This is a genomic window from Ferdinandcohnia jepli (assembly GCF_047246645.1).
Taxonomy (GTDB): domain Bacteria; phylum Bacillota; class Bacilli; order Bacillales; family Bacillaceae_L; genus Ferdinandcohnia.
In genome coordinates, this window is the sequence record NZ_JBFOKR010000009.1 from 84,036 (window position 1) to 106,555 (window position 22,520).

Below are 22,520 nucleotides of genomic sequence, written 5' to 3' on the forward strand. Positions count from 1 at the left end.
GTTCGACAACTGAAATCCTCCTAAATACTTTTTTACACTATCATATTTATTCTACTATTCTATCTTAACATGTATGGTCCGAGACTTCACACCAAGCTAGAATTGTGTGAGCTATGATCTCTGCTGCCTCAAACATTTTCTCTAGTTCTATATATTCATTCGGATAGTGCGCGACTTCAGTAGTACCAGGACCAAAGATAATCGTTGGGATATTTCCTACTGCTGTTAATAACCCACCATCAGTTCCCCATGGTGATGCTTCAATGATTGGCTCTACTTTCTTCACTTGCTTATAACTCGTTGTTAATAGATTCATTAATTCATGATCAATATCAATCGTACCTGGGACCCACCGGGCACCAAACCATTCAAGCCGGGCAGGATATTCATGAAACCACGAATCAATTTCGGGTAGCTTTTCTAACCATTGTTTCATTTCTGCTTTTGCATTTTCGATTGTCTCCTCAGGAGCAACTCCCATTCGACCCTCTATTGTCACAAGATCTGGAACTGATGACGGCCAAGTACCGCCGCTAATTTTTCCGATATTGATTGGAACAGGAATAGGAGTGTTTTTATAAAGCGGATCAGAGATTGCTGCATTACGCATCATTTCAAGCTTTAAAATATGTTTAATAACCACCATGCTTTTCTCAATTGCACTAATACCCTCGTATCTTGTTCCACCATGTGCAGATCGTCCTCGTATATCTACCTTAAACCATAGTGAACCTTGTTGCTTAGGGAAGATTTTCATATTAGTTGGCTCAGGTATAATGGCTCCATCTGCCTTATATCCCTTTAATATAGTTGCAAGCGTCCCAGCACCGCCACTTTCTTCTTCAATTACACTCTGAAAAATAATATCACCTTTTAGCTTTATGCCGGATTCTTTAATTGCTTCAATTGCTAAAAGTAAGGATACATTTCCACCTTTCATATCGGTAGAACCACGACCATATAATTTACCGTCTTTTATTTCAGCTGAGTAAGGATCAACATGCCAATTTGTACGGTCACCTTCAGGAACAACATCAATATGTCCATTTAATAATAAGGAACGCCCTCCCCCTTCTCCTTTTAAAACTGCAACGATATTGGGACTATCAGTAAAACTCGTTCTTGGTGAAACAAAATATGGGTGTTGAATTAATTCACTACCGCTTGGCTCCCAAATATCGATTTCAAGCCCGAGTTCTCTACACTTTTCAATTATAATTGCCTGTGATGACCCCTCATTTCCTTGCAGACTGGGTTCTTGGACAAGCTTCTTTAACAGACGTATACCTTTTCCCTTATTTTGCTGAATCCATTTACTAATAATCTCTTGTTGTTCATTCAAATAATCTCCCCCTTTATAAGTTGTAGGGTAGTGTGAGGTGATACAATACAACTATATTTACGATAAATGCTTATGATATATGCAAAATGCTATCACTTAGCTTCAACTCTGCAGCAGTATGTTGAATTACCTCTTCTACTGAATAAGGACTCATAACCTCAAGTAATAAAAGGCCATTCTCTGTTACCTCAATTACTGCCATATCTGTAATAATTAAATCAACACAGTTTTTAGATGTAAGCGGTAAATTACATTCTTTTACGATTTTTGAGTTACCAAGCTTATCAATATGGTTCATTAACACAATGACCTTTTTGGCTTTTTGAGCCAGCTCCATTGCTCCACCCATACCAGGGACCCGCTTTCCTGGAACAATCCAATTTGCAAGGTCCCCATGTTGACTAACTTGTAAAGAACCTAGTATTGTAATATCTATATAGCCTCTACGAATCATCCCGAAAGCTATTGAACTATCAAAATAGGATGAACCTACTACGGTTGTTACGGGATAACCAGCAGCATTACAAAGATTCTCATCCTCCTGTCCGTTCTGGGGGCTAGGTCCAATTCCGAGAATACCGTTTTCTGCGTGAACCATAACATTCATTCCATCAGGTAGGTGATTCGGAACAAGTGATGGAATTCCAATTCCTAAATTAACAATCATTCCATCCTTTACTTCTTGAGCTGCACGACGCGCAATTCGATTTCGTACGTCTATTCCCATACCCATTTCCAGTTCACCCCTTTGCTCTTTATGATCATATCGATATAGATTCCAGGTGTTATAATCTGTTCTGGGTCGAGTTCAGATAGAGGAACAATCTCTTCTACCTCAGCAATTGTGAATTTTCCTGCCATCGCAACAAGAGGGTTCATATTTCGGGCACTTTTGTCATAGATCAAATTCCCAAATGGATCTGCTTTTTGCGCAAAAACGATTGAAACATCTGCCGTCAACGGAGTTTCCAGGAGATATTCCTTTGAATCTACTACTATTCTTTGCTTCCCTCCAGATACAATTTCATTATCAATTCCAACATCAACCAGAATTCCCCCTAAGCCAACACCCCCGGCACGAATTCTTTCTGCTAGTGTTCCTTGTGGTGAAAACTCTATATCCAGCTTTCCATCAGTCATTAATTGCCCTGCAATCGGGTTTGAACCAATATGAGAAACAATACATTTTTTTGCATGCCCTCGGCTCACAAGCTTACCAATTCCAATATTGGGAAATCCTGTATCATTTCCTATTAGCGTCAAATCTCGTATTCCCTTATCAAGAATGCCTTCAATGAGTGTAGGGGGACTTCCAATTCCACCAAAACCCCCAAACATCAGTGAAGAACCATCATGGATATGAGAAAGTGCATCCTCTAATGTAGATATTTTTTTGTATCGATTATCTAGCATTATTTCACCTCCAGTTATGCTATCGTTACTCCAGTTACTTGAAGTTCCTTATCTATATCTGAGAGGGTTTTATCAAGTAAATGAATTAGTTCATCAATTTGTGAAGTAGTGGTCGTTAGCGGCGGAGCAACTAAAATGGCGTCACCACCGACTCCTGCGATTCCTGCCGCTGCAGGATATAATAAAAGTCCATTGCTCTGTGCTATAGAAACAAGTAGTCCTGTTACATCTAATTCCTTTTTGAATGGAAACTTTGTAATCATATCGGAAACAAGCTCAATCCCACACATCATTCCTTTACCTCTAACTTCACCAATGATTGGATATTTCCTCTGTAAATCTTGTAATTTTAATAACAAGTATTCTCCGTTTTTTTCAGCAGCTTCTACTAGACTATTTTTCTCAATAAACTCAAGCACTGCTAAAGCAACCGCTGCAGATTGTGGATTTGCACTATACGTATGACCGCTCATTATTAGTTTTGAGCCTGCTTTAATTGGTTCCATAACCTTTTCACTAACTAGCGTAGCCGCAATTGGAGTATAACCAGCACTCATCCCTTTTCCTAGTGCAATAATATCTGCATTTGTATCCCAGTGTTCTAACGCAAACATTTTGCCCGTTCTCCCGATCCCAGTCATCACTTCATCAGCGATAAATATGATATTGTGTTTCTCACATATTTTCTTTATGACTTGGTAGTATCCTGCAGGAGGAACAATTGCACCGCCAGCAGCTCCAATAATAGGCTCTGCAATAAAAGCAGCAATGTGCTCTTCACCTATACGGTTAATTGCTTGTTCTAATTCAAATGCACACATATGATTACAACTAGGATAACTAGCATTATATGGACAACGAAAACAATATGGAGGTGAGATAGTTGGATAGTCCTCAAGCAGTGATACGAATCTTGCCCTCCTGGCAGAGTGCCCTGACATTGACAAAGCGCCAATTGTTATTCCGTGATAACTCATCCATCTGGATAAAATTTTATTTTTACCTTTAATGCCTTTTTCCTGCCAATATTGAATTGCAATTTTCATCGCCGTTTCTGTTGCTTCTGAACCACTGTTAACAAAAAATGACCAATATCCTCCGTACTTTCCTTTCGCTAAATCACTCAGTTTACTGGCAAGCCTCTCTGCTGGCTCACTTGTAAATTGAGAACGATACACAAACGAGATTTTTTTAGCCTGTCTTTCCATCTCGTCGATAATTTCCGGAACACCATGGCCTATACTTGCTGTAATAGCTCCTGATGAACCATCCAGGTATTTTTTTCCGTTCGTATCATATAGATAAATACCATCACCATGGCTAATTATTGGGTAGTCCTTATCAAGTAATGGTTTAATTAAGCGGGTCTCATCCATGGTAAACCCTCCTCTTCTAGAAAAATCGGTGATTGTAGAGCAGTAGTTGTCCTTATACAGATTGAAAAGAAGCGTATACATACAATCTGTAAAAAATAGGCGTTCTTAAAAAAATGAAAGCGTTTCACTTTTAAGAAGCCTACTATTACATCATATGTATGAATGGGATGATAATTTCGTTATTCTTACAGAGGAGTTAGACAAATTTTATCAAAGAATAACCTACACAAAAAAAGTGATGCACATAAAGGGATTGAGACTTATTTATAGTCATAAAAGTATAACCTTTTACTACAAAAGACTTTTATGAATCCAAATTGCAGCCTGCATACCGTCACCCATCGCAATGGTTGTTTGCTCTGAGTGAACAGCAATATCACCTGCCGCCCAAACGTTCTCAATATTTGTCTTTTTTGTACGAGGGTCTACGATGATATGCTTATTTTCCGTTCTTTCAATACCAAGTTGTGTAGCAAGAGTAGAACGAACTTCATTCCCTCCAAACCCAATAAAGCCGCGATCACCGTTTATCACTGTTCCATTTTTTAATCGTACACCAAGAAAGTTTTCAGGTTGTTCATCGATCAGAACCTCTTCTACGTGGTTTTGAATGTAAGTAATATTTTCCTTTTTTACCTTTTCCATTATTTCGGTATCAAGTTTATTCCAATCATGGTCGACATATGTAATATCTTTTGTAAAATACGTTAAGGTTAAAGCCATGTTCGCTCCTGCTCTTCCGGCCCCCAATACAATGACATGTTTGTCTGAAACTTCATACCCATCACAATCCGGACATATATAAATAGATAAACCAAGACATTTGAAAATATTTTTCACGTTTGGAATATTATCCTTAACTCCAGTAGCTAATAATAATCGTTTTGCACTATATGTATCACCCGAACGAGTGAGTAATGAAAAAGTATCGCTTTTCTTTTCTAATTTTGTTACTTCATTATCAAAAAAAGTGACACCATAACTTTCTGCATGTTCTCTTCCAAGCTTTCTGAGGGTGTCTCCACTAACCCCATTTGGCCAGCCAAGAATATTATGGTAGCTTCTACAAATAGTAGAACGACCATCATTTGCATCAAAGACTGCTATCTTATGCCTATACCTTCCTAACTGAATTGCAGCTTGAAGCCCTGCAATCCCCCCACCAACAATGATACAATCAAAATTCTTTGTCATATATACACCTCAAAAAATGATTTACTGCTGCTAATAATGAATACCGTCTAATTTTCTCATTCTCTCATTATCTTTTGTCAGCTCAGGAAAAATATTACTTAAATTTAATGCTTGTCCATTACGCAAGCCAAAAATGAACCCAAATAGTATGGAAGGCCCTTTCACAAGAAGTGAACAAGGCCTCGATCTTTGTTGGTTATCGAATATAAGAAGCACCCACAATAATTAATAAAATAAACAGCACAACAATTAATACAAAGCTGTTGCCATATCCAAATCCACCATATCCATATCCGAATCCGCAGTGATCATGATACCCGTAATGCATAGTGTCATCTCCCTTTCTTTATATTTACACTTTACGATATGAGCCTATGGGTTGTTATGTATGTGCAGGTGCCTATTTTTTAATTATTTTTTCTTCTTTGAAACTGTAATTGTGAGAATAGTATATGTTAGACTTAATAGGTAGAATAATAGATTAATTGAATTTTTATACATATTATTTTATAATAACTCATACACCATTATAGAAAGCAGGGTAATCATGAAGACAGAAATACTAACAGCAATTGAGGAAAATAAAGAACGTTTTTATGAAATTAGTTCATATATCGGAGCAAATCCTGAGTTAGGGCATGAGGAATTTAAGGCTTGTAAAATACTTTCTGAGGAACTAATGGAACATGGTTTTACAGTTTCAGTTGGTACTGCAAATCTACCAACTGCTTTTGAAGCAATATATGACAGCGGTATATCAGGGCCAACAATAGGCATTATGTCTGAATATGATGCTCTTCCCGAATTAGGACATGCCTGCGGCCATAATCTTATTGGAACTATGGGAATTGCAGCAGGAATTGGATTAAGCAAGGTCATTTCAAAGACTGGTGGAAAGGTTATTGTGTACGGTACGCCAGCAGAAGAAACTAAAGGCGGGAAGGTAACAATGGCTGATGAAGGTATATTTAATCACCTTGATGTTGCTATGATGGTACATCCTCTTAGTCAGACTGAGAAAAGTGGTACATCTCTTGCTATGGATGCAATCCAATTTGAGTTTTTTGGAAAAGCAGCCCATGCAGCAGCTAGTCCGCATGAAGGAATTAATGCACTTGATGCAGTTTTACATACCTTTAATAGTATAAATGCATTAAGACAACATATTACTCCAGATGCTCGTATTCATGGGATTATTTCTGAAGGCGGAAAAGCAGCTAATATTGTACCAGATTATGCAGTAGCACAGTTTTATGTTCGTGCGGGATCTCGCGAATATGTAAATGAATTAGTAGAAAAGGTGAAGAAATGTGCGGAAGGTGCTGCTCTTCAAACAGGAGCAAAGGTAATCTCATCGTTTTATGAGTTTTCATATGATAATATGATTACAAATGACACATTATCAGATACATTTACGAACGCTCTTGTAGAACTGGGTATCACCCCCGAAGAAATTCAGGAAAGATCTGAAGGAGCAGGCTCATTAGATATGGGGAATGTAAGTCAAGTCGTTCCTTCGATTCATCCATATATTCAAATTTGTAATGAACCATATGCATGTCATACACATGAATTCCGTGAAGCAGCTTTAAGTAAACAAGGCCAAGAAGCGATGATTATTGGTGCCAAAGCAATGGCACTCACAGGATATGAAATTTTAACAAATCCAGAACTCTTAGAAAAAATAAAGAGTGAGTTTACTAGAGTAAAAAATAAATAATTATCAAGAAGAAGATGTCTGCTAGGACATCTTTTTTATATACATAAGAAACAACGATTTATACAGTAGCGCCTGTATTCTAAGAATATTGACCCCATAGTAATATTGACAATTCCCTAAAATATACCTATTTTGATATATAAACACTATTTAAAGCCAATACTAAAGATATTTTATGAGTTAAACCTTCTATAAACACAATAAAGCAGCCCCTAAGGACTGCTTTAAGTACAATTTATATGTTAAATTATAATTTAACTACGTTAGCAGCTTGAGGTCCGCGGTTACCTTCAACGATTTCGAAAGAAACTTCTTGACCTTCTTCTAAAGTTTTGAAACCGTCACCTTGGATAGCTGAGAAATGTACGAATACATCGTCTCCACCTTGTACTTCGATGAATCCGAAACCTTTTTCGCTGTTAAACCATTTTACTTTACCATTTTGCATGAAATATGCCTCCTAAATGTTAACACACAAACCATTGTGCATTTGAAAAATTAACCATTAAACTACTTACATAAATTCTAAAACAAGCGAAAATCATTTAATATGAAATTATCGTTCTGTGTTTCTTGAAACTTATATACGCAAGAAAATGGTCTGTTTAATCATATCATCACTTTACTGGTAGAGTCAACCATTCACTATCGTTTTTTAGTAAATATAGTAAATATTTGCTATTAAGATACAACTTGGAAATCACTTTGGTTAAATTAATCAAAAAGCTTTACATACTCTCCATATCCCTCTTTTTCTAGACTTTCTTTGGGGATAAATCTCAGAGCCGCTGAATTAATACAATAACGCATTCTTGTTGGTCCCGGCCCATCATAAAATAAGTGACCTAAATGTGAATCGGCTGTATTACTTCTAACCTCAGTGCGAATCATTCCATGTGATGTATCAAGCTCCTCCACTATCTCTTCAGCGTCAATTGCTTTTGTAAAACTAGGCCATCCACATCCAGCATCGTACTGATCCTTTGAACTAAATAACGGCTTACCTGAAACAACATCTACGTATATTCCCTCTTTCATGTTGTTCCAAAATTCATTTTGAAACGGTGGTTCTGTACCATTTTCCTGTGTAACTCTATATTGCATTGGTGACAACTGTTTCTTTGCCTCTTCAAACTCTCTTCCAGCCCAATGGTTTCGTATGAAGGTATCTCTTCCAGAACCTTTACGATAACGCTTATAGTGTTCAGGCTTTTTCTTATAATAATCCTGGTGGTATTCCTCTGCACGATAAAATTCCTTAGCCGGCACTATTTCAGTAACTATCGGCTTTGAAAAAATACCGCTGTCTGCTAATTTTTGTTTTGATTCCATCGCAACTTTTCTTTGCTCTTCAGAATGATAAAAAATGGCAGTTTTATATGAATGTCCTCTGTCATAAAATTGTCCACCCTCATCAGTTGGATCTATTTGCTGCCAAAACAGCTCTACTAACTTTTCGTAAGGAAAAACCTCAGGGTCGTATGTAATTTGGACTGCTTCATAGTGACCAGTTGCGTCAGAACATACCTCTTCATAGGTTGGATTCTCAGTAGTTCCTCCGGTATAACCTGAAACAACCTCGATGATACCTGGTTGTTCATCAAAAGGCTTTACCATACACCAAAAGCACCCACCCGCAAACGTAGCCTTTTCATAGTTCGTCTGTAAATTTCCCATGTAATCCATCCTTTCAATTCAACTTGGTTAATTACATTATTATATCACTTCTTCAAATGGTTCCAATCATTCCGCTCATAATAACTAGCAAAAAAGGAAACAGTAGGAAATAGGAGGTGTAATTATGAGTGAACCATACTTATGTCCAAACTGTAAGTCAAATCGAACACGATTCAATATTATTGAACAGGTAGCTAAAGCTGTTAAGGTGGATCCTCAAAATGGAGAAATCATACAAGAATACACAGATAACCTTGACCCTTTCCATGTACCATACCGTGGACCAGAGTATAAAGTACAATGTGGCGTGTGTGGACTTATAGAGGATGAACGTCTATTCGTTAAGAGGGCACAGAAAATCAGGGTTAAAAAAGAATAGTAAGCCATTAAAGCAAAAAAGGCTTTAGGCAATTTAATACCTAAAGCCCCTTTGCTTAAAATTAAAAAAGGATAATATTGACTTCTTTATAATTGATATTCTCAATTCAACCAACGGCTGGGAGATAGCCCTTATTATTGTTGTCGATAAGAATATTGTTAAAACCAATGTTGCGAATATAAGTATGCTAAAGCTCCCAGTATCTTTTATCACGTCTAACAATTCACTATTTCTAAAGTACTTTATAACAAATCCGTGTAGTAAATACACGTATAATGTGTGTGTACCCCAGTTAGTAAAAAAGAATTGCCTTTCAGGAAGTATTGAAAAGAAACTAAATGTTGTAAGAAATGAGACAAAATAGATTCCTAATCTGATTATCCCGCCAATATTCTCCTCTGTTAGACTTTCATATGGTTTTGAGCCTAGTAACCATCCTGTATTAAATTCAGGTATAAAATAATAGGCAATAAAAATTCCTAGCAGCAATATCCATGATCCTACCTGAATTGATTGTCGTTTAACAAATGAAAAATGTTCTCTTTTAATAAAATACCCTACTAAAAAAAGCGGAAAGAACACAAATGTCCGAGACAGGCTCATGTAATTATTGATAAACGGTAAATAACCGACCGCTATTCCAACTAAAACAGCTATTGAAATAGACCATTTAATTGGTAGCTTAGTATAAACATATAGCATTAGATTCCAACAAAATAGACTAATAAGGAACCATAATGACCACTGTGGATTAAATGGCTCAAATAATATTCGCTCACCACTATAAAGAAAGTAATAATAAATTGTATAAATTAGCTGAAATATTAAATATGGAATTAATAGCTTCTTAGCAGTCTTTTTTATATATCCTTCTTTTTTAAATCCTTTTGCAAAATAACCTGCAACTAATATAAATGCTGGCATATGAAAAGAATACACAAAATGGTATATTGTCATAATCCACTTGTTCTCATGTATAAAAGGTTGTATAAAATGCCCAAAGACAACTAGTAATATTAAGATAAATTTAGCATTATCAAAATAATACTCTCTCTTCTTTCCCATAATAAAACCCCCATCAGGTGATTGTTATTGCATTATAACATCGAAGGAGTTATTTTATACGGATGTTTTTGATTTGTAAACATCTTATCACTTAAAAATACCAAGATGTAATTATACTGAAAAATCTTAACGTAAGTGAAATATATGTAAAGTTGTGATATATTTCATCACATTATTGTTTTGAACCCTCTATACTTAACCTGGGGGGATGTAATATGCCAAAAGATTGGTCTATTGATTTAGAACATGGAGATTATGAAGAGAATATTGAATTAGTCATTGAAGACGGACTAAAAGCGATTGATGAAACACTATCCGGTTTTTACGTAAACCTAGTTACACCTGCTTGCTTCGGTAACCCTAGTATGTATATGGCAGAACCAATCATCAAAAAATACAAAAAACAAGTTTCGTATAAATATATCGATCAATGTGGATGTGGTGGCTATGTTTTTAGAGTCTGGAAGAAATAGAGAAAACCTTAATCAGCTTTTACAACACCGAAATCAACAGGTAATTATTAATTGGTATGAGGATGAAATGTTATATAAGAGAGATGGTTTTTTCTTTACTGAGCTATTACATAAAAGTAAACAGCTTGTCTTTATGAAAGGTTGTGTAGAGTTACTATCTTTGTTACTCCCCGACGAGATTGAGGTCTCATCTGATTTCCGCAATTTTTACAAACTATCTGAAACAAGTACTAAAGTTATCCAGATTTACTTTCCTTACTAAAGACTCAATGTCACAAGTTCACTTAATTGTGAGTCCATAGTCACCTTGCGTCAACGACTATTCGATGCTAGTTAATTCACATTGTAAATCCCCCTAATCGATACCTTTAGGGGGATTTTTTACTTATTTGGTTGGTACTTGCAATGTAAACTTCAAGTCATTTGAACTCAGATTAAACGTTTTTACTCTGACTTTCATATCGCTTTTCACTTTCATTTCTGAGAGATACACATAGATATTTTGTTTTTTTGCATCGATTTGTACCCATTCTGGCAGATTGTAATAATCATTTATATACCGAAGTACAAATGTTACTGGCAGGTCTACTTGACCTACTGTAAAAGCTTCTTGTTTTAACAATAAATCACCATTTTCAATAACCTCTGGTCTAAAAGTCATAACCAAGTCAATATCCTTATTAAATACAGTAATTGTTCCAACGAGCATCACACGTTCCGTTAATAAGACCTTGTATGATAAGGCGTTATCTTTAGCTTCTTTTTTTAAATAGCTATTAATTAGATTCGTTAGGTCGTCTTTATCTGTTTCGACGAGTAAATCTATATAGTCTTGCTCTTCAATATTCTCATCAATTTCTGCTGTTTTATTTGGTATAAATAACATCCCTAAAAAAACAATAAGACAGACAAGATTTATTGCTAGAAGACTGATAAATAACAGTTTCCAGTTTGTTTTGAATTTCATAAAGAGCCCCCTGTACTAAGGAATATTTTTATTCCTCGTTCATAATGGCTTCAAGTATTCTCTCACTTATTAACTCATATCCTTTTTCGTTAGGATGAAAATCATCACTTGCCAGTAGATTTTGCTCTGAACCAATAAATATGTCGTCAACCATTACAAACTTTGTATTAGAGAATTCTGAAAGCACATTCTGGCTTCCTTCATTCCAATTTTCAATTATTGTGTTTAATTCAAGAGAAAGATCAAGGAACCACCCAAATGGATTATATAAACCAACTAATACTATTTCACCATCAGAGTTGACTTGTCTAATTTTCTCCAATACTTTATGCAACCTGGTCTCATATTTAGCTTGTTCTTGTTGAAATACCTGCAGCGTTAAATCGAACAAATTATCTTTTACAATTTTCATTATATCATTGCCACCAATAGTAATAATAATAATATCCGCTGCTTTTAAGCCTTCCTGAACATCCTCATTATCTAGACGGTTCAAGAGATCTGTTGTTTTATGGCCTTTAACCCCATAATTGTTCAGTGTAACCGATTTTATATCTCTTTGTTCAAGTAAACCTTCTTTAAGAAATTTTGTATAGCCGCCTTGCTTTGATTCGTCACCAATTCCTTCTGTAAGTGAATCACCGATAGAAGCTATATTAATCTCTCGTGCTATAAAATCCTCTGGTATCTGTTTCTTTGGTTGCAAGCTTGTTTGATTCTCAATTACTGAACCTGAACCTGTTGCAGAATGTGTTGAACAGCCTACTAATAAGCCAATAATTAAAAATATCATAAGTAGTTTCTTCATATTCCTCACCTACTTTTCTATAAAACTCACTTTTTAAAAGTCTATAGGTTTGTATTATAGCATATGTCGGTATTATTCAATTAGCCTATTCACAACTTGTTTCTTTTTTTAGACTTAATAGTTTATGAATGAAAAAGTCGAAAAAGACGTCAAATATGACGTCTTTCACTTTATATTACTTGTTTTTCAACTTTAGCATCAGAAATAGGTAATTCGTGTATTGTTATTTCCGGGTTACTTCGAACGCGAATATTGACACCTGTTTGGCCAAGACCTTCGTTAATATAAAATGGCTTTCCATGATGGATATGGAATCCTTTAATCATGTTCATTCTAACAAGCTTCCCCATTTTAACTAGATGATAAGGTTTTGGGTAACAAATTTGACCACCATGGAAATGACCAGATAATAAATAATCAAAATGAAACTCTTCCATGTGCAAGACTAAGTTGGGATCATGAGTTAAAACTAAATTGTATCCATCCTGGATACTAGAATAGGATTCTCCTAAATTACTTCTTTTGGTACTAAAATCATCGATTCCAATAATATTAAGTCTGTGTCCGTTGAAAAATACTGTTTCATTTTGATTTTGGAGTGTCTTACAGCCGTTTTCATTTAACACCTTTTTTAGCTTTTGAAAATTTTCACCTTTTAAGACGTAATCATGATTTCCAAAAACAGCAAATGTCCCAAATGTAGGAGCTATTTTTTTAAAAACTTCTAAATATGGTAATAGTTTCGGAATACTACGTTTACGATCTAAAAAATCACCTGTCACTGCAATTAAATCTATCTTTTCATTCTTTACTTGTTTAAACAGTTCTTCTGGAGATATAGATAAATTCTCTAAATGTAAGTCAGAGAGATGTAGAACATTCATTTTATTAGTCTGAGGTTGGGAGTTTGATTGTAACATTTCACTAACAGAGATTTTATTGATTGTCACTGCATACGTGTTTTTATTTGCTCTATAGAGAAAATAGGAAACTAGTATTGCCACTAGTAATAGTACAATTTCCATAAAAAACACCACCTTTTCCTCTCCTCATTATAGTAAATTGAGTAAGGAAAGATAGTGGTAATGAATGGATTACTCTAGTTGCTTTAAGTATAATTCATATAATTTACTCTTAGACATGAATAAATATTTAGGCTGTCTTTGCAAATTTTTTCTAGTTAGATTTGATACAGAAATACAATACATTGGTATAAAAACAATTTGTTTAAATAGTAGATAAATGCGATTAGAGATGGGAACTGGCTCAAATCCTAATCTGCGGCAACCTTTGTTCAATGCTGTTATACCAATAATACCTTTGATATCACTTTCCTGGGGGTGATTATATAAGTAGCGTGCCAAACTAGGTAAGGAACTCTTGACTTGGTGGTAAATCAATCTTGCCTTTGTGGTTTCTCCTTCTAAACCAGTAATTTCACGTAACAAAGTAACATTATGTAAATGAATTTTTATTAAAAGGTCATTTCTACTAATGTTTGTTCCATCTGCTAGGGTGCAAGACCTTCCTTTATAGCGAGTTAGTCTAACCCGCAAAATATTCGAACTAGCTTGGTCAACATATGTTAAGCGTGTAAAAAAATAATAAATCGGATCTAATATAGTCCATATTGTAATAACATAAGTTTTCATTCTTGCGAGCATTTACACGAACTCTCCTTTTACAAATCTTCATCTACATTTTCTGTAAATTAGCAAAAAATTATATTGGGAAAGTAAGGAAAAAAGATAATAGCATTGTGTTGTATAAAAATAGCATTCCAAATTGAAAATAAGGAGAAAGCTAACTATATAAGGAGATTTTATATGAAGAAGGTTCTATTTATGCCTTTTCTACAACTGCCTTCGGGTCATCATCAGGTTGCAGATGCAATTATCGATACCTTGCGTGACTTAGATCCCTCGCTAACTTGCGAGAAAATTGATATTCTTGACTATTCATATGGAAGAATAGAAGCTCTTGTATCCAAAGTTTATATTAAATGGATTCATTTGTTTCCAAATATATATAGTTGGCTTTATAAAAAATCCGTAATGAAAGACATAGATAAAACTAAAAACTACCGCCTCTATGAATTATTATTTATAGGTTTTGTAAACAGGTTACTGTTTGAAACAAAACCGCATTTAATTGTATGTTCACATGCTTTACCCTCATATATGCTTAACAAATTAAAAGAAAAGAATGGACTACGTATCCCAGTCATAAACGTGTATACTGACTTCTTTATACATACTTTTTGGGGGCTGCAACATATTGATTATCATTTTGTTGCTCACCAAAAAATGAAAACATTCTTAATTCAAAAAGGAGTGTCTGAGGAAAAAATTTTTGTAACTGGAATTCCGGTCCATCCCATACTTAGGAAAAGTAAAAAGCGTAAAGTGCATTCCCCAGAAACTTTGACATGCACTATAATGGGGGGAAGTCTAGGTGTTGGTGCTATTGAAGAGTTAATAAATCTATTACTTACCACAAATAAAATCACGTTTTATATTTTGTGCGGCAAAAACGAACGTCTTCTTAGAAAGCTTGAAAAACTTCAACACCCACGAATTACTCCATTGCCCTATATTTCATCACGAAAGGAAATGAATCAGTTATATGAAAAAACTGACCTAGTAATTACTAAACCTGGTGGAGTAACTATTAGCGAATGTTTAACAAAACAAATCCCAATTTTTATTTATCATGCTCTACCCGGACAAGAGGAAATTAATCTACAGGAGCTTTTAAAAATGGGATTAGCAGTAAAATTGCCAAACTGGAAAGAAATAAAGCATTTTGAAAATCTAATCTTCAATGAGATTAAACATGTTAAGCAAATCTATAAAAATATAGAAGAATTTCACAACTATCTAACCCCTATTTCACCCGGTCACATTGTACACAAGATTTTTAGTGAAAGGAGCTCTTATTATGGATCTTGAGAAAAAGAAAAAACATGAGGAACAAGAAAATGAATTTCCAGAACAAATCTCCAATAACTGTATGACGTTTACCAGTCATGAATTATTTTGGAAGGAACTAGAGACCATTGTTGAAGATGGCGCTGAGATGGCTGACGATTAGAAAACTATACTTTCCGTTAGGGCAACATGTCTTTTTAAAAGAACCCGTAAACATCAAAGCAAAAAATGGACTCCACTATGGAATCCATTTTTTATTGAACCTTTTTAATATCCTCAATAATTTGTTCATATGGTGTATTTTCAACACCATTATAATCCTTTAAGACAACACCATTTTGATCTACAAGGTAAAAATTAATTCCATGGAGGACTTGATCTTGATTTTCAGGTTTTTCAGCTAATGTTTTAAAGCTTTCTTGTGCAAACTTTTTTATTTCCTCTTGGGTATAGCCGGTTAAAAGATGCCAATTGGAAAAGTCTGCGTCGAATTGCTGTGCGTATTCTTTTAACATCTCAGGTGTGTCAACCTCAGGGTCTACAGAGAAAGAAACAAACTCAACATCTAGTTCTTCTTCTTTAACCATCGCCTGGAGTTTAGCCATATGCGCAGTCATAGGTGGACAAACAGTATCACAGTTCGTAAAAATTAAATCAGCAATCCAAACCTTCCCTTCTAAATCCTTCAACGTAAATTTTTCACCTTCTTGATTTACATAAGAGAAGTCTGAAACCTTATAATTCAGGGGATTATCTATCCCTTTATTTCCACATGCAGATAACACAAAAATAAGGCTAAAAAGTATTACAATATGTAGTTTTTTCAAGTTATTCACCTTCAAATGGTTTTATAGTAAAAATATCATTCAATTATTAATTGTAATGAAAAACTCTACTAGTTACAACTTAAAACTATGAAAACTTTTCGAACATATTAAACAGCTTGTCAACATAAACTGGACAAGGAGATGTTTTATGGGGGGAAAGATACGATGTATAGTTTCTATAAATATATAAGAAAGGTCATTTACTTAAATGACTAAAAAAGTTATCACTTATTTTTGTATAATATTTGGAGCAATTCTTCAAGGGTTCGCTATGTCCTTATTTTTATTTCCTCATAACATTCCTTCTGGTGGTGCTGCGGGCTTAGCTATCTTGATGAATCATTGGGTACATTTACCTTTAGGTCTTTCATTATGGATCGTTAACTTTTCCTTTCTTGTTTTGGCATTAAAATATTTTGGATTTACCTGGACTGTCAGAACTATGATATCTGTAACAGTAACCTCTGTTACCATAAGTTTACTAACCCCATATACATCTTTAGTACCAACTAATTTTTTATTGGACTTGCTATTTGGAAGCTTGATATTTGGGGTTGGTGTAGGACTCTTAATCCGCAGTGGTTCATCAAGTGGAGGAATGGTCATACCAACGTTAATGATTGCACAATATAATGATTGGTCCCCTGGTAAAGTTATGCTTTGGTTAAACTTCTTCATCTTTCTTTTAACAGCAACAGTGATTGATTTTAAAATTGTTTTTTATGCGATATTATGCCAAACGATATCCACTAATTTGATAGACTTTATCTATCATTTACGTGCACCCTCATTTTTAATGGGGCCATCACTTGGATGGAGAAAGAAGTAAGTATGTAAGTAAGAAAGCTATTACACTTTCTTACCTTAAAGGATGCCTTGCTGTTTTAAATAATTTACAATTTTATAAACTGATTCAGTAATTAACAACCTATCAGTTTCAATCACTAATTCAGGATTACTAGGTTCCTCATATGGAGAGCTTATACCAGTAAATTCAGCTATCTCTCCACTTCTTGCTCGTTTATATAAACCCTTTGGATCACGATTTTCACAGACATTTATAGGGCATTTGACGTAGACTTCAATGAATTCTCCTTTCGGAAACAAAGAACGCACCTGCTCCCTATCCTCACGATAAGGAGAGATGAAAGCAGTCGTTACAATCTGACCACTGTCTACAAATAACTTTGATACTTCTCCAATTCTTCTGATATTTTCTTTTCGATCTTCTTTGCTAAAACCTAAACCTGCATTTAAACCGTGACGTATATTATCACCATCTAAAACATAGCTTTGAACATTTCGTTGAAATAACTCTTTATCTAGAGCATTTGCTAATGAAGATTTACCAGAACCTGATAAACCAGTAAACCAAATAACGCAGCTTTTATGGTTGTTTCTTTGTTGTCGGTCAATTTTTGATATAGTTGAGTTATGCCAAATAATGTGTTGATTATCGTCCATTTTTACCACCTTTATATCTTAGAATATTCTTCCACCATTCCTTTAATCAAGACATCTACCACTTCTGGCCTACTAAATTCCTGCGGAGGTTTTTTACCTGTTTTAAGCATTTCACGTACTTTTGTACCTGATAAAATGACATGGTCTTCTGCATTATGAGGACATGTTTTAGAGGAAGCCATATTTCCACATTTTTTACAAAAGAAGCTATGCTCAAAAAATAAAGGGGTTATTCCAAGTTCATCATCAGTAAAGTTATTAAAGATTTCTTGAGAGTCGTAGGTACCATAATAATTTCCTACACCAGCATGATCACGTCCCACAATAAAGTGTGTACAGCCATAATTCTTCCTGACTATTGCATGGAAGATTGCTTCTCTTGGACCTGCATACCTCATTGCTGCTGGGAATACAGACAGAAATACTCTACTTTTCGGATAATATTTATCAAGTAATACCATATAGCTTTCCATTCTTATATCACTAGGAATATCATCATTTTTCGTTTCACCTACAAGTGGATTAAGAAATAACCCATCCACAATCTCTAAAGCCGACTTTTGAATGTATTCATGAGCTCGATGAACAGGATTTCTTGTTTGGAATCCAACTACTTTTTTCCACCCCAGCCGTTCAAATATTTTCCTTGTTTCAATTGGGTCCAGATAAAATTTTTCAAAGGAATCCTTTTTGGGACGCTTTACTAAATAAATCGGACCTGCAAGATAGACACTCGGTCTTTCATATAGTTTTTTAACACCTGGATGTGCATCTTCTGTTGTTTTATACACTTTGAATGCTTCAATTTCCTTGTTAGGAACATATTTTTCAGTTACCTCAATAACTCCGTATACTTCACCATCTTTTGCTAGCTTCACTTTATCGCCAATTGTTATTTTTTTGGCCATGTTCTTTTCAACAGCTAATGTTATTGGAAGTGACCAAGGCAATCCGTTTACAAGTCTCATAGACTGCAGAATAGATTCATAGTCTTCTTTTCCAACAAAACCCTCAAGAGGACTATATGCACCTACTGCAAGTAGTTCCAAGTCACTTAATTCCATATTACTTAGTTCAATTTCCAGGTCAATTTGTTCATAGTCAACACTTGAGTCAAAACGATTAATTAATCTACCACCATGTGGTTTGCTTAATGTCACTACAAAAACCTCCATTGTGTGTTTACTTTGCGTACGTATGTCATTTTAAATGAATGCCGCATTCTGTTTTATCTGAATTCGACCATCTTCCTGAACGGAAGTCGCCATTGAGCACCTGATTCGTACAAGGTGCGCAGCCAATGCTAGGATAATGGTTATCATGCAATTCATTATAAGGGAGATTGTTAAGCTTTATATATGACCATATATCATCCCAAGTCCAGTGGATAAGAGGACAGATTTTAATATTTTTAAACTTCTCATCTTTATTAATGTACTCAGTATTCCTTCGGGTAGCCCCCTGCTCTCTTCTCAAACCAGAAATCCATGCCTTTTTACCGGTTAAGGCTTCCTTTAATGGCTCTATTTTTCGAATCTGGCAGCAAAGATTAGGATTTGTTTTCCAAAGCTCTTCACCATGTTTGTTTGCTTGTTCCTTCAGGTCTAACTTTGGTTTTTTATTTTCAATTTGTAAGGTAGGGTATTTTTCTTTCATCTTATCAATAAGACTATAAGTTTCTTTAAAATGTAGGCCCGTATCTAAGAATACAATTCTTGCATGTTTATTTATCTTGTATATTAAATCTGTTAGTACTACTCCTTCAGCCCCGAAACTACATGCGTATACAAGATCTTCTTCCTTAAATGAAGAATATGCCCACTTTAGAATATCAAAGTAATCTTTATTACCATTGCATACCTCGTTAAACTTTTCCTCGGTCCAAGTATCATAAGTAATCGTGACCAATCTGAACTTCCTCCTCCCTGTTTCCAACATTATCAACATTATCAACATTAACTGAAAGTAATTGATTATTTTTAACTACCATTTGATTCATATTATTAATGGTCCCATAACGGTAATAGGAAACGCATGCTCTTATCCAAGAGCCGTGCCCGAAAACCAATAAGGAATCATAGTTTCGATATTTTTCAATAAAGCGAATAACTCTTTTTTCAAGATGGAGTAAACTTTCGCCTAAGATTAGGTCACGTGGGGTATTAAGCCATTTTTCTCCATGTTCTTCAATTAAACATCTTTTTTCTTTTCCTTCAAATTTCCCAAAATCGAGCTCATCCAGTAAAGGTTCAATTTGAAAGTAATCAAAGTCATAGGCCATTGCTGTTTGGTGTGTTCTTTTTAATGTGCTGACTAACACAAGAGAAAATGGACTCTTATGTTTGAGAAATTGTTTGTTTGCACTTATCTCCTGTGTGCTAGCCTTATTCAGATTATTAATTAAGATATCTTTTTTCCCTTGCAGAATACCTTTTTCGTTCCAAGGGGTAGGAAGATGTCTTATAAGGGTAAGTTGCATGTTGTCTCCCCCATAAAAAATGTCTCACTTCTTAATCCATGGCGCTGTGCTTCTAACACAAGCACATCCTGCAGCTTAACATTTCCTAAATTAACATTTGCTCCAAATTGATTAATAAAAAACATCTGTTGTTTAGGTGTAGGCGCCTCAAATATTAGTTTTGTTACATCTATATTTGTTGAAATTTGGTTAATTAAATCCATGTTTACTTTTCCTGACCGATTATAAATACCAGCAGTACCTGAATCTCTACCTTCTGTAATGACATACTTACAACCAGCAGCTAAGAGCAAATTGATCTCATTTTCCCATTCAGTTAACGGCATTTCATTATCCTGATCCTTTGACCCAACCTCAGCAATAACATTAAAATAACTTTTGCATTTCTTAATTAATGACAATCTCTTCTTAAGTGGAATGTCTACTGTTCCATTTGAAATTTCAATCCATTCTATACCTAATTCCTTCAAGCTTTCGCAGTATTCATCTACCTTATCTTGTACATAGCATTTTTCAAATAAAGTTCCTCCACAATATGGAATCACACTGTATTTTTTATATAAATTTATTTTTTCTTTTAAATTTGGGGTAACATAAGCTGAACCAATACCAATTTTAGCAATGTCTATATATTGATGATAATCATGTAGGTACTGTTCTAATTGACCTAAAGGCGTACCGAAATCAGCAATTGACGTTATACCAAAGCTTCGCTTCCCTTTAGTACGAAATGGGACGTTCAAAAAGTCCATAAGCTTTTTCCTCCTTTTATTGTTAGCAAGAGGAAAAAACGATCCTCTTACGTGAGAGTTTGCTATGTCAGGTTATCTTCGACTATTTCTTGTAATGGTAAGCACATGTACAAAGGTATTCCTTAAAATCTGATTTACCTTCTAGAGTAAGTTTATACACTTTTACCTAGTCTTCTTTACAGTTGATATGTTATTCAAAAATAGGTAAATGGTGTATATAATGGGCTTTTCTAAAGGGTTTTCCTAATTGGGAATTACTTACAACACATTACTCGCATAGCCTTCATAGTTACTAGAAAAAATAGTAAAGCGAAATAAAAATTTGAATAAGAGGATGTTCAAGCAATCTTGATACAATGCTTTGAACACGCACTATAAGGAGTTGCAGAAACTTGTCCAGTCAAAAAAATTCAGCAATGACAATAGTTGCAATTGGCTCTATACCGCTCATCCTTGTGTTAGGTAACTCGATGTTAATTCCAGTGTTGCCTCAGATGCAAAAAGAACTTAATATTAGCCAATTTCAGGTAAGCCTTGTCATTACCGTATTCTCAGTTGCAGCGGCGATTTCAATACCTGTATTAGGTTATTTCTCCGATCGCTTTTCAAGGAAAGCAGTAATAATTCCTGCTCTAATTTTATACGGTTCAGGGGGATTAATTGCTGGACTTGCTTCTACTTGGTTTGCAAATCCATATATGTGGATTATGGCTGGTCGGGTTATGCAAGGTATAGGTGCTGCTGGTACAGCACCAATTGCAATGGCATTAACAGGAGACTTATTCAAAGGGGCGAAACAAAGTAGAGTATTAGGGTTAGTAGAGGCTTCTAATGGGTTTGGTAAGGTTATCTCGCCGATTATTGGATCACTTTTAGCCCTATTGTTTTGGTATGCTGCATTTTATGCATTCCCTATTTTTTGTGCAATCTCTGTTTTATTAACAATTTTCTTTGTTAAGGAAAAGAAACATAAAAAAGAACCACCACCTGTTAAACAATATATAAAAGGGTTATTTTCAGTTTTTAAACATGAAGGCCGGTGGTTATTTACTGCTTATCTAGCAGGAGCAACCTGCCTCTTTACGTTATTTGGTATTCTCTTTTATTTATCTGATGTTCTTGAAAAAACCTATAATACAGATGGTGTACTAAAAGGAGCAATCTTGGCAATTCCTTTATTATTTATGACAACAACATCATATATAACAGGGAGTAAAATCGGAAAAAAGATGCCACTTATGAAAAAGCTGATTGTTATTGGACTTATATTAATGACAATTTCTTTTTCAACACTTGTACTGTTTGAAAGCCTGGTTCCTTTTATTGCAGTTCTAGTTATTAGTAGTATAGGAACAGGGTTAGTTCTGCCTTGTATAAATAGCTTTATTACAGGATCTGTGTCAACTGAAAAACGTGGATTTGTAACTTCTTTATATGGATCAGTTCGATTCTTAGGTGTTGCGATTGGTCCACCCGTGTATGGTTGGATGATGTCATGGTCCAGAGCTGGAATGTTCTTAACAACTGCCTCACTAACATTAGCCGTTGGCTTATTGTGCATGCTGCTCATACGTGTTAAAAAGAAAAAACCAAGTGAGGATTCAAATGACTCATTATTTGAAAAACTACAATTTACGTAAAATATATTGAATTA

The 22,520-nt window shown here is 34.9% G+C and carries 27 protein-coding genes; 8 read left to right on the forward strand and 19 right to left on the reverse strand.

Annotated elements, in window-relative coordinates; all coding sequences use genetic code 11:
- Nucleotides 1–64: 64 nt before the first annotated feature.
- The 6 genes from AB3M96_RS11080 to AB3M96_RS11105 form a co-directional block, all read right to left on the reverse strand.
- On the reverse strand, nt 65–1,342 hold the full coding sequence (locus AB3M96_RS11080) for a peptidase (protein ID WP_412967670.1): 1,278 nt from the start codon (nt 1,340–1,342) through the stop codon (nt 65–67).
- Nucleotides 1,343–1,412: 70 nt separating this feature from the next.
- Complete coding sequence (locus AB3M96_RS11085) at nt 1,413–2,075, reverse strand: 3-oxoacid CoA-transferase subunit B (RefSeq protein WP_412967671.1); 663 nt, start codon at nt 2,073–2,075, stop codon at nt 1,413–1,415.
- Nucleotides 2,060–2,755 (reverse strand): CoA transferase subunit A, encoded by a 696-nt coding sequence (locus tag AB3M96_RS11090; protein WP_412967672.1) that lies wholly within the window; start codon nt 2,753–2,755, stop codon nt 2,060–2,062. The genes AB3M96_RS11085 and AB3M96_RS11090 overlap by 16 nt, the downstream gene beginning before the upstream one ends.
- 14 nt (nt 2,756–2,769) lie before the next feature.
- Entirely contained in the window at nt 2,770–4,131 is a 1,362-nt protein-coding gene (locus AB3M96_RS11095) for an aspartate aminotransferase family protein (RefSeq protein WP_412967673.1), read from the reverse strand.
- A gap of 291 nt (nt 4,132–4,422) precedes the next feature.
- Nucleotides 4,423–5,325, reverse strand: coding sequence for an NAD(P)/FAD-dependent oxidoreductase (locus AB3M96_RS11100; RefSeq protein WP_412967674.1), 903 nt, complete (start codon nt 5,323–5,325; stop codon nt 4,423–4,425).
- A gap of 196 nt (nt 5,326–5,521) precedes the next feature.
- Entirely contained in the window at nt 5,522–5,653 is a 132-nt protein-coding gene (locus AB3M96_RS11105) for a YjcZ family sporulation protein (RefSeq protein ID WP_412967675.1), read from the reverse strand.
- A gap of 219 nt (nt 5,654–5,872) precedes the next feature.
- Here AB3M96_RS11105 and AB3M96_RS11110 point away from each other — a divergent pair, with 219 nt between their 5' ends.
- A complete protein-coding gene (locus tag AB3M96_RS11110; protein ID WP_412967676.1) occupies nt 5,873–7,045 on the forward strand; it encodes a M20 family metallopeptidase in 1,173 nt (390 codons plus the stop codon).
- A gap of 247 nt (nt 7,046–7,292) precedes the next feature.
- Here the strand turns inward: AB3M96_RS11110 and cspD are convergent, their stop codons facing one another.
- Complete coding sequence (gene cspD, locus AB3M96_RS11115; RefSeq protein WP_412967677.1) at nt 7,293–7,493, reverse strand: cold-shock protein CspD; 201 nt, start codon at nt 7,491–7,493, stop codon at nt 7,293–7,295.
- Nucleotides 7,494–7,759: 266 nt separating this feature from the next.
- Nucleotides 7,760–8,722, reverse strand: a complete 963-nt coding sequence (gene msrA, locus AB3M96_RS11120; protein ID WP_412967678.1) for a peptide-methionine (S)-S-oxide reductase MsrA — start codon at nt 8,720–8,722, stop codon at nt 7,760–7,762.
- Between the two features lie 124 nt (nt 8,723–8,846).
- Between msrA and AB3M96_RS11125 the strand changes: the two genes are divergently transcribed.
- Nucleotides 8,847–9,101 (forward strand): DNA alkylation repair protein, encoded by a 255-nt coding sequence (locus AB3M96_RS11125; RefSeq protein WP_412967679.1) that lies wholly within the window; start codon nt 8,847–8,849, stop codon nt 9,099–9,101.
- Between the two features lie 33 nt (nt 9,102–9,134).
- Here AB3M96_RS11125 and AB3M96_RS11130 read toward each other — a convergent pair whose 3' ends face one another.
- A complete protein-coding gene (locus tag AB3M96_RS11130) occupies nt 9,135–10,166 on the reverse strand; it encodes an acyltransferase family protein (protein ID WP_412967680.1) in 1,032 nt (343 codons plus the stop codon).
- 215 nt (nt 10,167–10,381) lie between these two features.
- On the opposite strand from AB3M96_RS11130, the gene AB3M96_RS11135 reads away from it, so the two are divergent.
- Nucleotides 10,382–10,639 carry a CGCGG family putative rSAM-modified RiPP protein gene (locus tag AB3M96_RS11135; protein ID WP_412967681.1) on the forward strand — a complete coding sequence of 86 codons (258 nt, stop codon included), beginning with the start codon at nt 10,382–10,384 and terminating at the stop codon, nt 10,637–10,639.
- Nucleotides 10,614–10,901: a hypothetical protein gene (locus tag AB3M96_RS11140; RefSeq protein WP_412967682.1), complete on the forward strand. Its 288-nt coding sequence runs from the start codon at nt 10,614–10,616 to the stop codon at nt 10,899–10,901. Before AB3M96_RS11135 ends, AB3M96_RS11140 begins: the two co-directional genes overlap by 26 nt.
- 123 nt (nt 10,902–11,024) lie before the next feature.
- On the opposite strand, the gene AB3M96_RS11145 is transcribed toward AB3M96_RS11140, so the two are convergent.
- The 4 genes from AB3M96_RS11145 to AB3M96_RS11160 form a co-directional block, all read right to left on the reverse strand.
- Complete coding sequence (locus tag AB3M96_RS11145) at nt 11,025–11,606, reverse strand: YpmS family protein (RefSeq protein ID WP_412967683.1); 582 nt, start codon at nt 11,604–11,606, stop codon at nt 11,025–11,027.
- 28 nt (nt 11,607–11,634) lie between these two features.
- The gene (locus tag AB3M96_RS11150) at nt 11,635–12,414 is read right to left on the reverse strand and encodes an SGNH/GDSL hydrolase family protein (RefSeq protein ID WP_412967684.1); all 780 of its coding nucleotides are present in this window, start codon (nt 12,412–12,414) and stop codon (nt 11,635–11,637) included.
- A 170-nt stretch (nt 12,415–12,584) separates the two neighbouring features.
- Nucleotides 12,585–13,439 carry a metallophosphoesterase gene (locus tag AB3M96_RS11155; protein WP_412967685.1) on the reverse strand — a complete coding sequence of 285 codons (855 nt, stop codon included), beginning with the start codon at nt 13,437–13,439 and terminating at the stop codon, nt 12,585–12,587.
- A 69-nt stretch (nt 13,440–13,508) separates the two neighbouring features.
- On the reverse strand, nt 13,509–14,066 hold the full coding sequence (locus AB3M96_RS11160) for a YkoP family protein (RefSeq protein ID WP_412967686.1): 558 nt from the start codon (nt 14,064–14,066) through the stop codon (nt 13,509–13,511).
- Between the two features lie 174 nt (nt 14,067–14,240).
- Here AB3M96_RS11160 and AB3M96_RS11165 point away from each other — a divergent pair, with 174 nt between their 5' ends.
- A complete protein-coding gene (locus tag AB3M96_RS11165) occupies nt 14,241–15,365 on the forward strand; it encodes an MGDG synthase family glycosyltransferase (protein ID WP_412967687.1) in 1,125 nt (374 codons plus the stop codon).
- Nucleotides 15,355–15,507 (forward strand): hypothetical protein, encoded by a 153-nt coding sequence (locus AB3M96_RS11170; protein ID WP_412967688.1) that lies wholly within the window; start codon nt 15,355–15,357, stop codon nt 15,505–15,507. Before AB3M96_RS11165 ends, AB3M96_RS11170 begins: the two co-directional genes overlap by 11 nt.
- A gap of 91 nt (nt 15,508–15,598) precedes the next feature.
- Here the strand turns inward: AB3M96_RS11170 and AB3M96_RS11175 are convergent, their stop codons facing one another.
- A complete protein-coding gene (locus tag AB3M96_RS11175) occupies nt 15,599–16,180 on the reverse strand; it encodes an SCO family protein (RefSeq protein ID WP_412967813.1) in 582 nt (193 codons plus the stop codon).
- 199 nt (nt 16,181–16,379) lie between these two features.
- Here AB3M96_RS11175 and AB3M96_RS11180 point away from each other — a divergent pair, with 199 nt between their 5' ends.
- A complete protein-coding gene (locus tag AB3M96_RS11180; protein ID WP_412967689.1) occupies nt 16,380–17,000 on the forward strand; it encodes a YitT family protein in 621 nt (206 codons plus the stop codon).
- Between the two features lie 35 nt (nt 17,001–17,035).
- Here the strand turns inward: AB3M96_RS11180 and cysC are convergent, their stop codons facing one another.
- Genes cysC through AB3M96_RS11205 form a run of 5 tightly spaced genes read right to left on the reverse strand, consistent with a single transcriptional unit; the run spans nt 17,036 to nt 20,866 of the window.
- A complete protein-coding gene (cysC, locus tag AB3M96_RS11185; protein WP_412967690.1) occupies nt 17,036–17,635 on the reverse strand; it encodes an adenylyl-sulfate kinase in 600 nt (199 codons plus the stop codon).
- An 11-nt stretch (nt 17,636–17,646) separates the two neighbouring features.
- Nucleotides 17,647–18,810 carry a sulfate adenylyltransferase gene (gene sat, locus AB3M96_RS11190; protein ID WP_412967691.1) on the reverse strand — a complete coding sequence of 388 codons (1,164 nt, stop codon included), beginning with the start codon at nt 18,808–18,810 and terminating at the stop codon, nt 17,647–17,649.
- A gap of 25 nt (nt 18,811–18,835) precedes the next feature.
- Nucleotides 18,836–19,573, reverse strand: a complete 738-nt coding sequence (locus AB3M96_RS11195) for a phosphoadenylyl-sulfate reductase (RefSeq protein WP_412967692.1) — start codon at nt 19,571–19,573, stop codon at nt 18,836–18,838.
- Entirely contained in the window at nt 19,524–20,114 is a 591-nt protein-coding gene (locus AB3M96_RS11200) for a histidine phosphatase family protein (RefSeq protein ID WP_412967693.1), read from the reverse strand. Before AB3M96_RS11200 ends, AB3M96_RS11195 begins: the two co-directional genes overlap by 50 nt.
- Nucleotides 20,096–20,866 (reverse strand): phosphosulfolactate synthase, encoded by a 771-nt coding sequence (locus AB3M96_RS11205; protein ID WP_412967694.1) that lies wholly within the window; start codon nt 20,864–20,866, stop codon nt 20,096–20,098. Before AB3M96_RS11205 ends, AB3M96_RS11200 begins: the two co-directional genes overlap by 19 nt.
- A gap of 416 nt (nt 20,867–21,282) precedes the next feature.
- Between AB3M96_RS11205 and AB3M96_RS11210 the strand changes: the two genes are divergently transcribed.
- Nucleotides 21,283–22,506: an MFS transporter gene (locus AB3M96_RS11210; RefSeq protein WP_412967695.1), complete on the forward strand. Its 1,224-nt coding sequence runs from the start codon at nt 21,283–21,285 to the stop codon at nt 22,504–22,506.
- Nucleotides 22,507–22,520: the final 14 nt, after the last annotated feature.

Coding starts and splice junctions, on each gene's coding strand:
- AB3M96_RS11085 (WP_412967671.1), bottom strand. CDS start 2,075: ATGGGTATGGGAATAGACGTACGAAATCGAATTGCGCGTCGTGCAGCT.
- AB3M96_RS11090 (WP_412967672.1), bottom strand. CDS start 2,755: ATGCTAGATAATCGATACAAAAAAATATCTACATTAGAGGATGCACTT.
- AB3M96_RS11095 (WP_412967673.1), bottom strand. CDS start 4,131: ATGGATGAGACCCGCTTAATTAAACCATTACTTGATAAGGACTACCCA.
- AB3M96_RS11100 (WP_412967674.1), bottom strand. CDS start 5,325: ATGACAAAGAATTTTGATTGTATCATTGTTGGTGGGGGGATTGCAGGG.
- AB3M96_RS11105 (WP_412967675.1), bottom strand. CDS start 5,653: ATGCATTACGGGTATCATGATCACTGCGGATTCGGATATGGATATGGT.
- AB3M96_RS11110 (WP_412967676.1), top strand. CDS start 5,873: ATGAAGACAGAAATACTAACAGCAATTGAGGAAAATAAAGAACGTTTT.
- cspD (WP_412967677.1), bottom strand. CDS start 7,493: ATGCAAAATGGTAAAGTAAAATGGTTTAACAGCGAAAAAGGTTTCGGA.
- msrA (WP_412967678.1), bottom strand. CDS start 8,722: ATGGGAAATTTACAGACGAACTATGAAAAGGCTACGTTTGCGGGTGGG.
- AB3M96_RS11125 (WP_412967679.1), top strand. CDS start 8,847: ATGAGTGAACCATACTTATGTCCAAACTGTAAGTCAAATCGAACACGA.
- AB3M96_RS11130 (WP_412967680.1), bottom strand. CDS start 10,166: ATGGGAAAGAAGAGAGAGTATTATTTTGATAATGCTAAATTTATCTTA.
- AB3M96_RS11135 (WP_412967681.1), top strand. CDS start 10,382: ATGCCAAAAGATTGGTCTATTGATTTAGAACATGGAGATTATGAAGAG.
- AB3M96_RS11140 (WP_412967682.1), top strand. CDS start 10,614: ATGTTTTTAGAGTCTGGAAGAAATAGAGAAAACCTTAATCAGCTTTTA.
- AB3M96_RS11145 (WP_412967683.1), bottom strand. CDS start 11,606: ATGAAATTCAAAACAAACTGGAAACTGTTATTTATCAGTCTTCTAGCA.
- AB3M96_RS11150 (WP_412967684.1), bottom strand. CDS start 12,414: ATGAAGAAACTACTTATGATATTTTTAATTATTGGCTTATTAGTAGGC.
- AB3M96_RS11155 (WP_412967685.1), bottom strand. CDS start 13,439: ATGGAAATTGTACTATTACTAGTGGCAATACTAGTTTCCTATTTTCTC.
- AB3M96_RS11160 (WP_412967686.1), bottom strand. CDS start 14,066: ATGAAAACTTATGTTATTACAATATGGACTATATTAGATCCGATTTAT.
- AB3M96_RS11165 (WP_412967687.1), top strand. CDS start 14,241: ATGAAGAAGGTTCTATTTATGCCTTTTCTACAACTGCCTTCGGGTCAT.
- AB3M96_RS11170 (WP_412967688.1), top strand. CDS start 15,355: ATGGATCTTGAGAAAAAGAAAAAACATGAGGAACAAGAAAATGAATTT.
- AB3M96_RS11180 (WP_412967689.1), top strand. CDS start 16,380: ATGACTAAAAAAGTTATCACTTATTTTTGTATAATATTTGGAGCAATT.
- cysC (WP_412967690.1), bottom strand. CDS start 17,635: ATGGACGATAATCAACACATTATTTGGCATAACTCAACTATATCAAAA.
- sat (WP_412967691.1), bottom strand. CDS start 18,810: ATGGAGGTTTTTGTAGTGACATTAAGCAAACCACATGGTGGTAGATTA.
- AB3M96_RS11195 (WP_412967692.1), bottom strand. CDS start 19,573: ATGTTGGAAACAGGGAGGAGGAAGTTCAGATTGGTCACGATTACTTAT.
- AB3M96_RS11200 (WP_412967693.1), bottom strand. CDS start 20,114: ATGCAACTTACCCTTATAAGACATCTTCCTACCCCTTGGAACGAAAAA.
- AB3M96_RS11205 (WP_412967694.1), bottom strand. CDS start 20,866: ATGGACTTTTTGAACGTCCCATTTCGTACTAAAGGGAAGCGAAGCTTT.
- AB3M96_RS11210 (WP_412967695.1), top strand. CDS start 21,283: ATGACAATAGTTGCAATTGGCTCTATACCGCTCATCCTTGTGTTAGGT.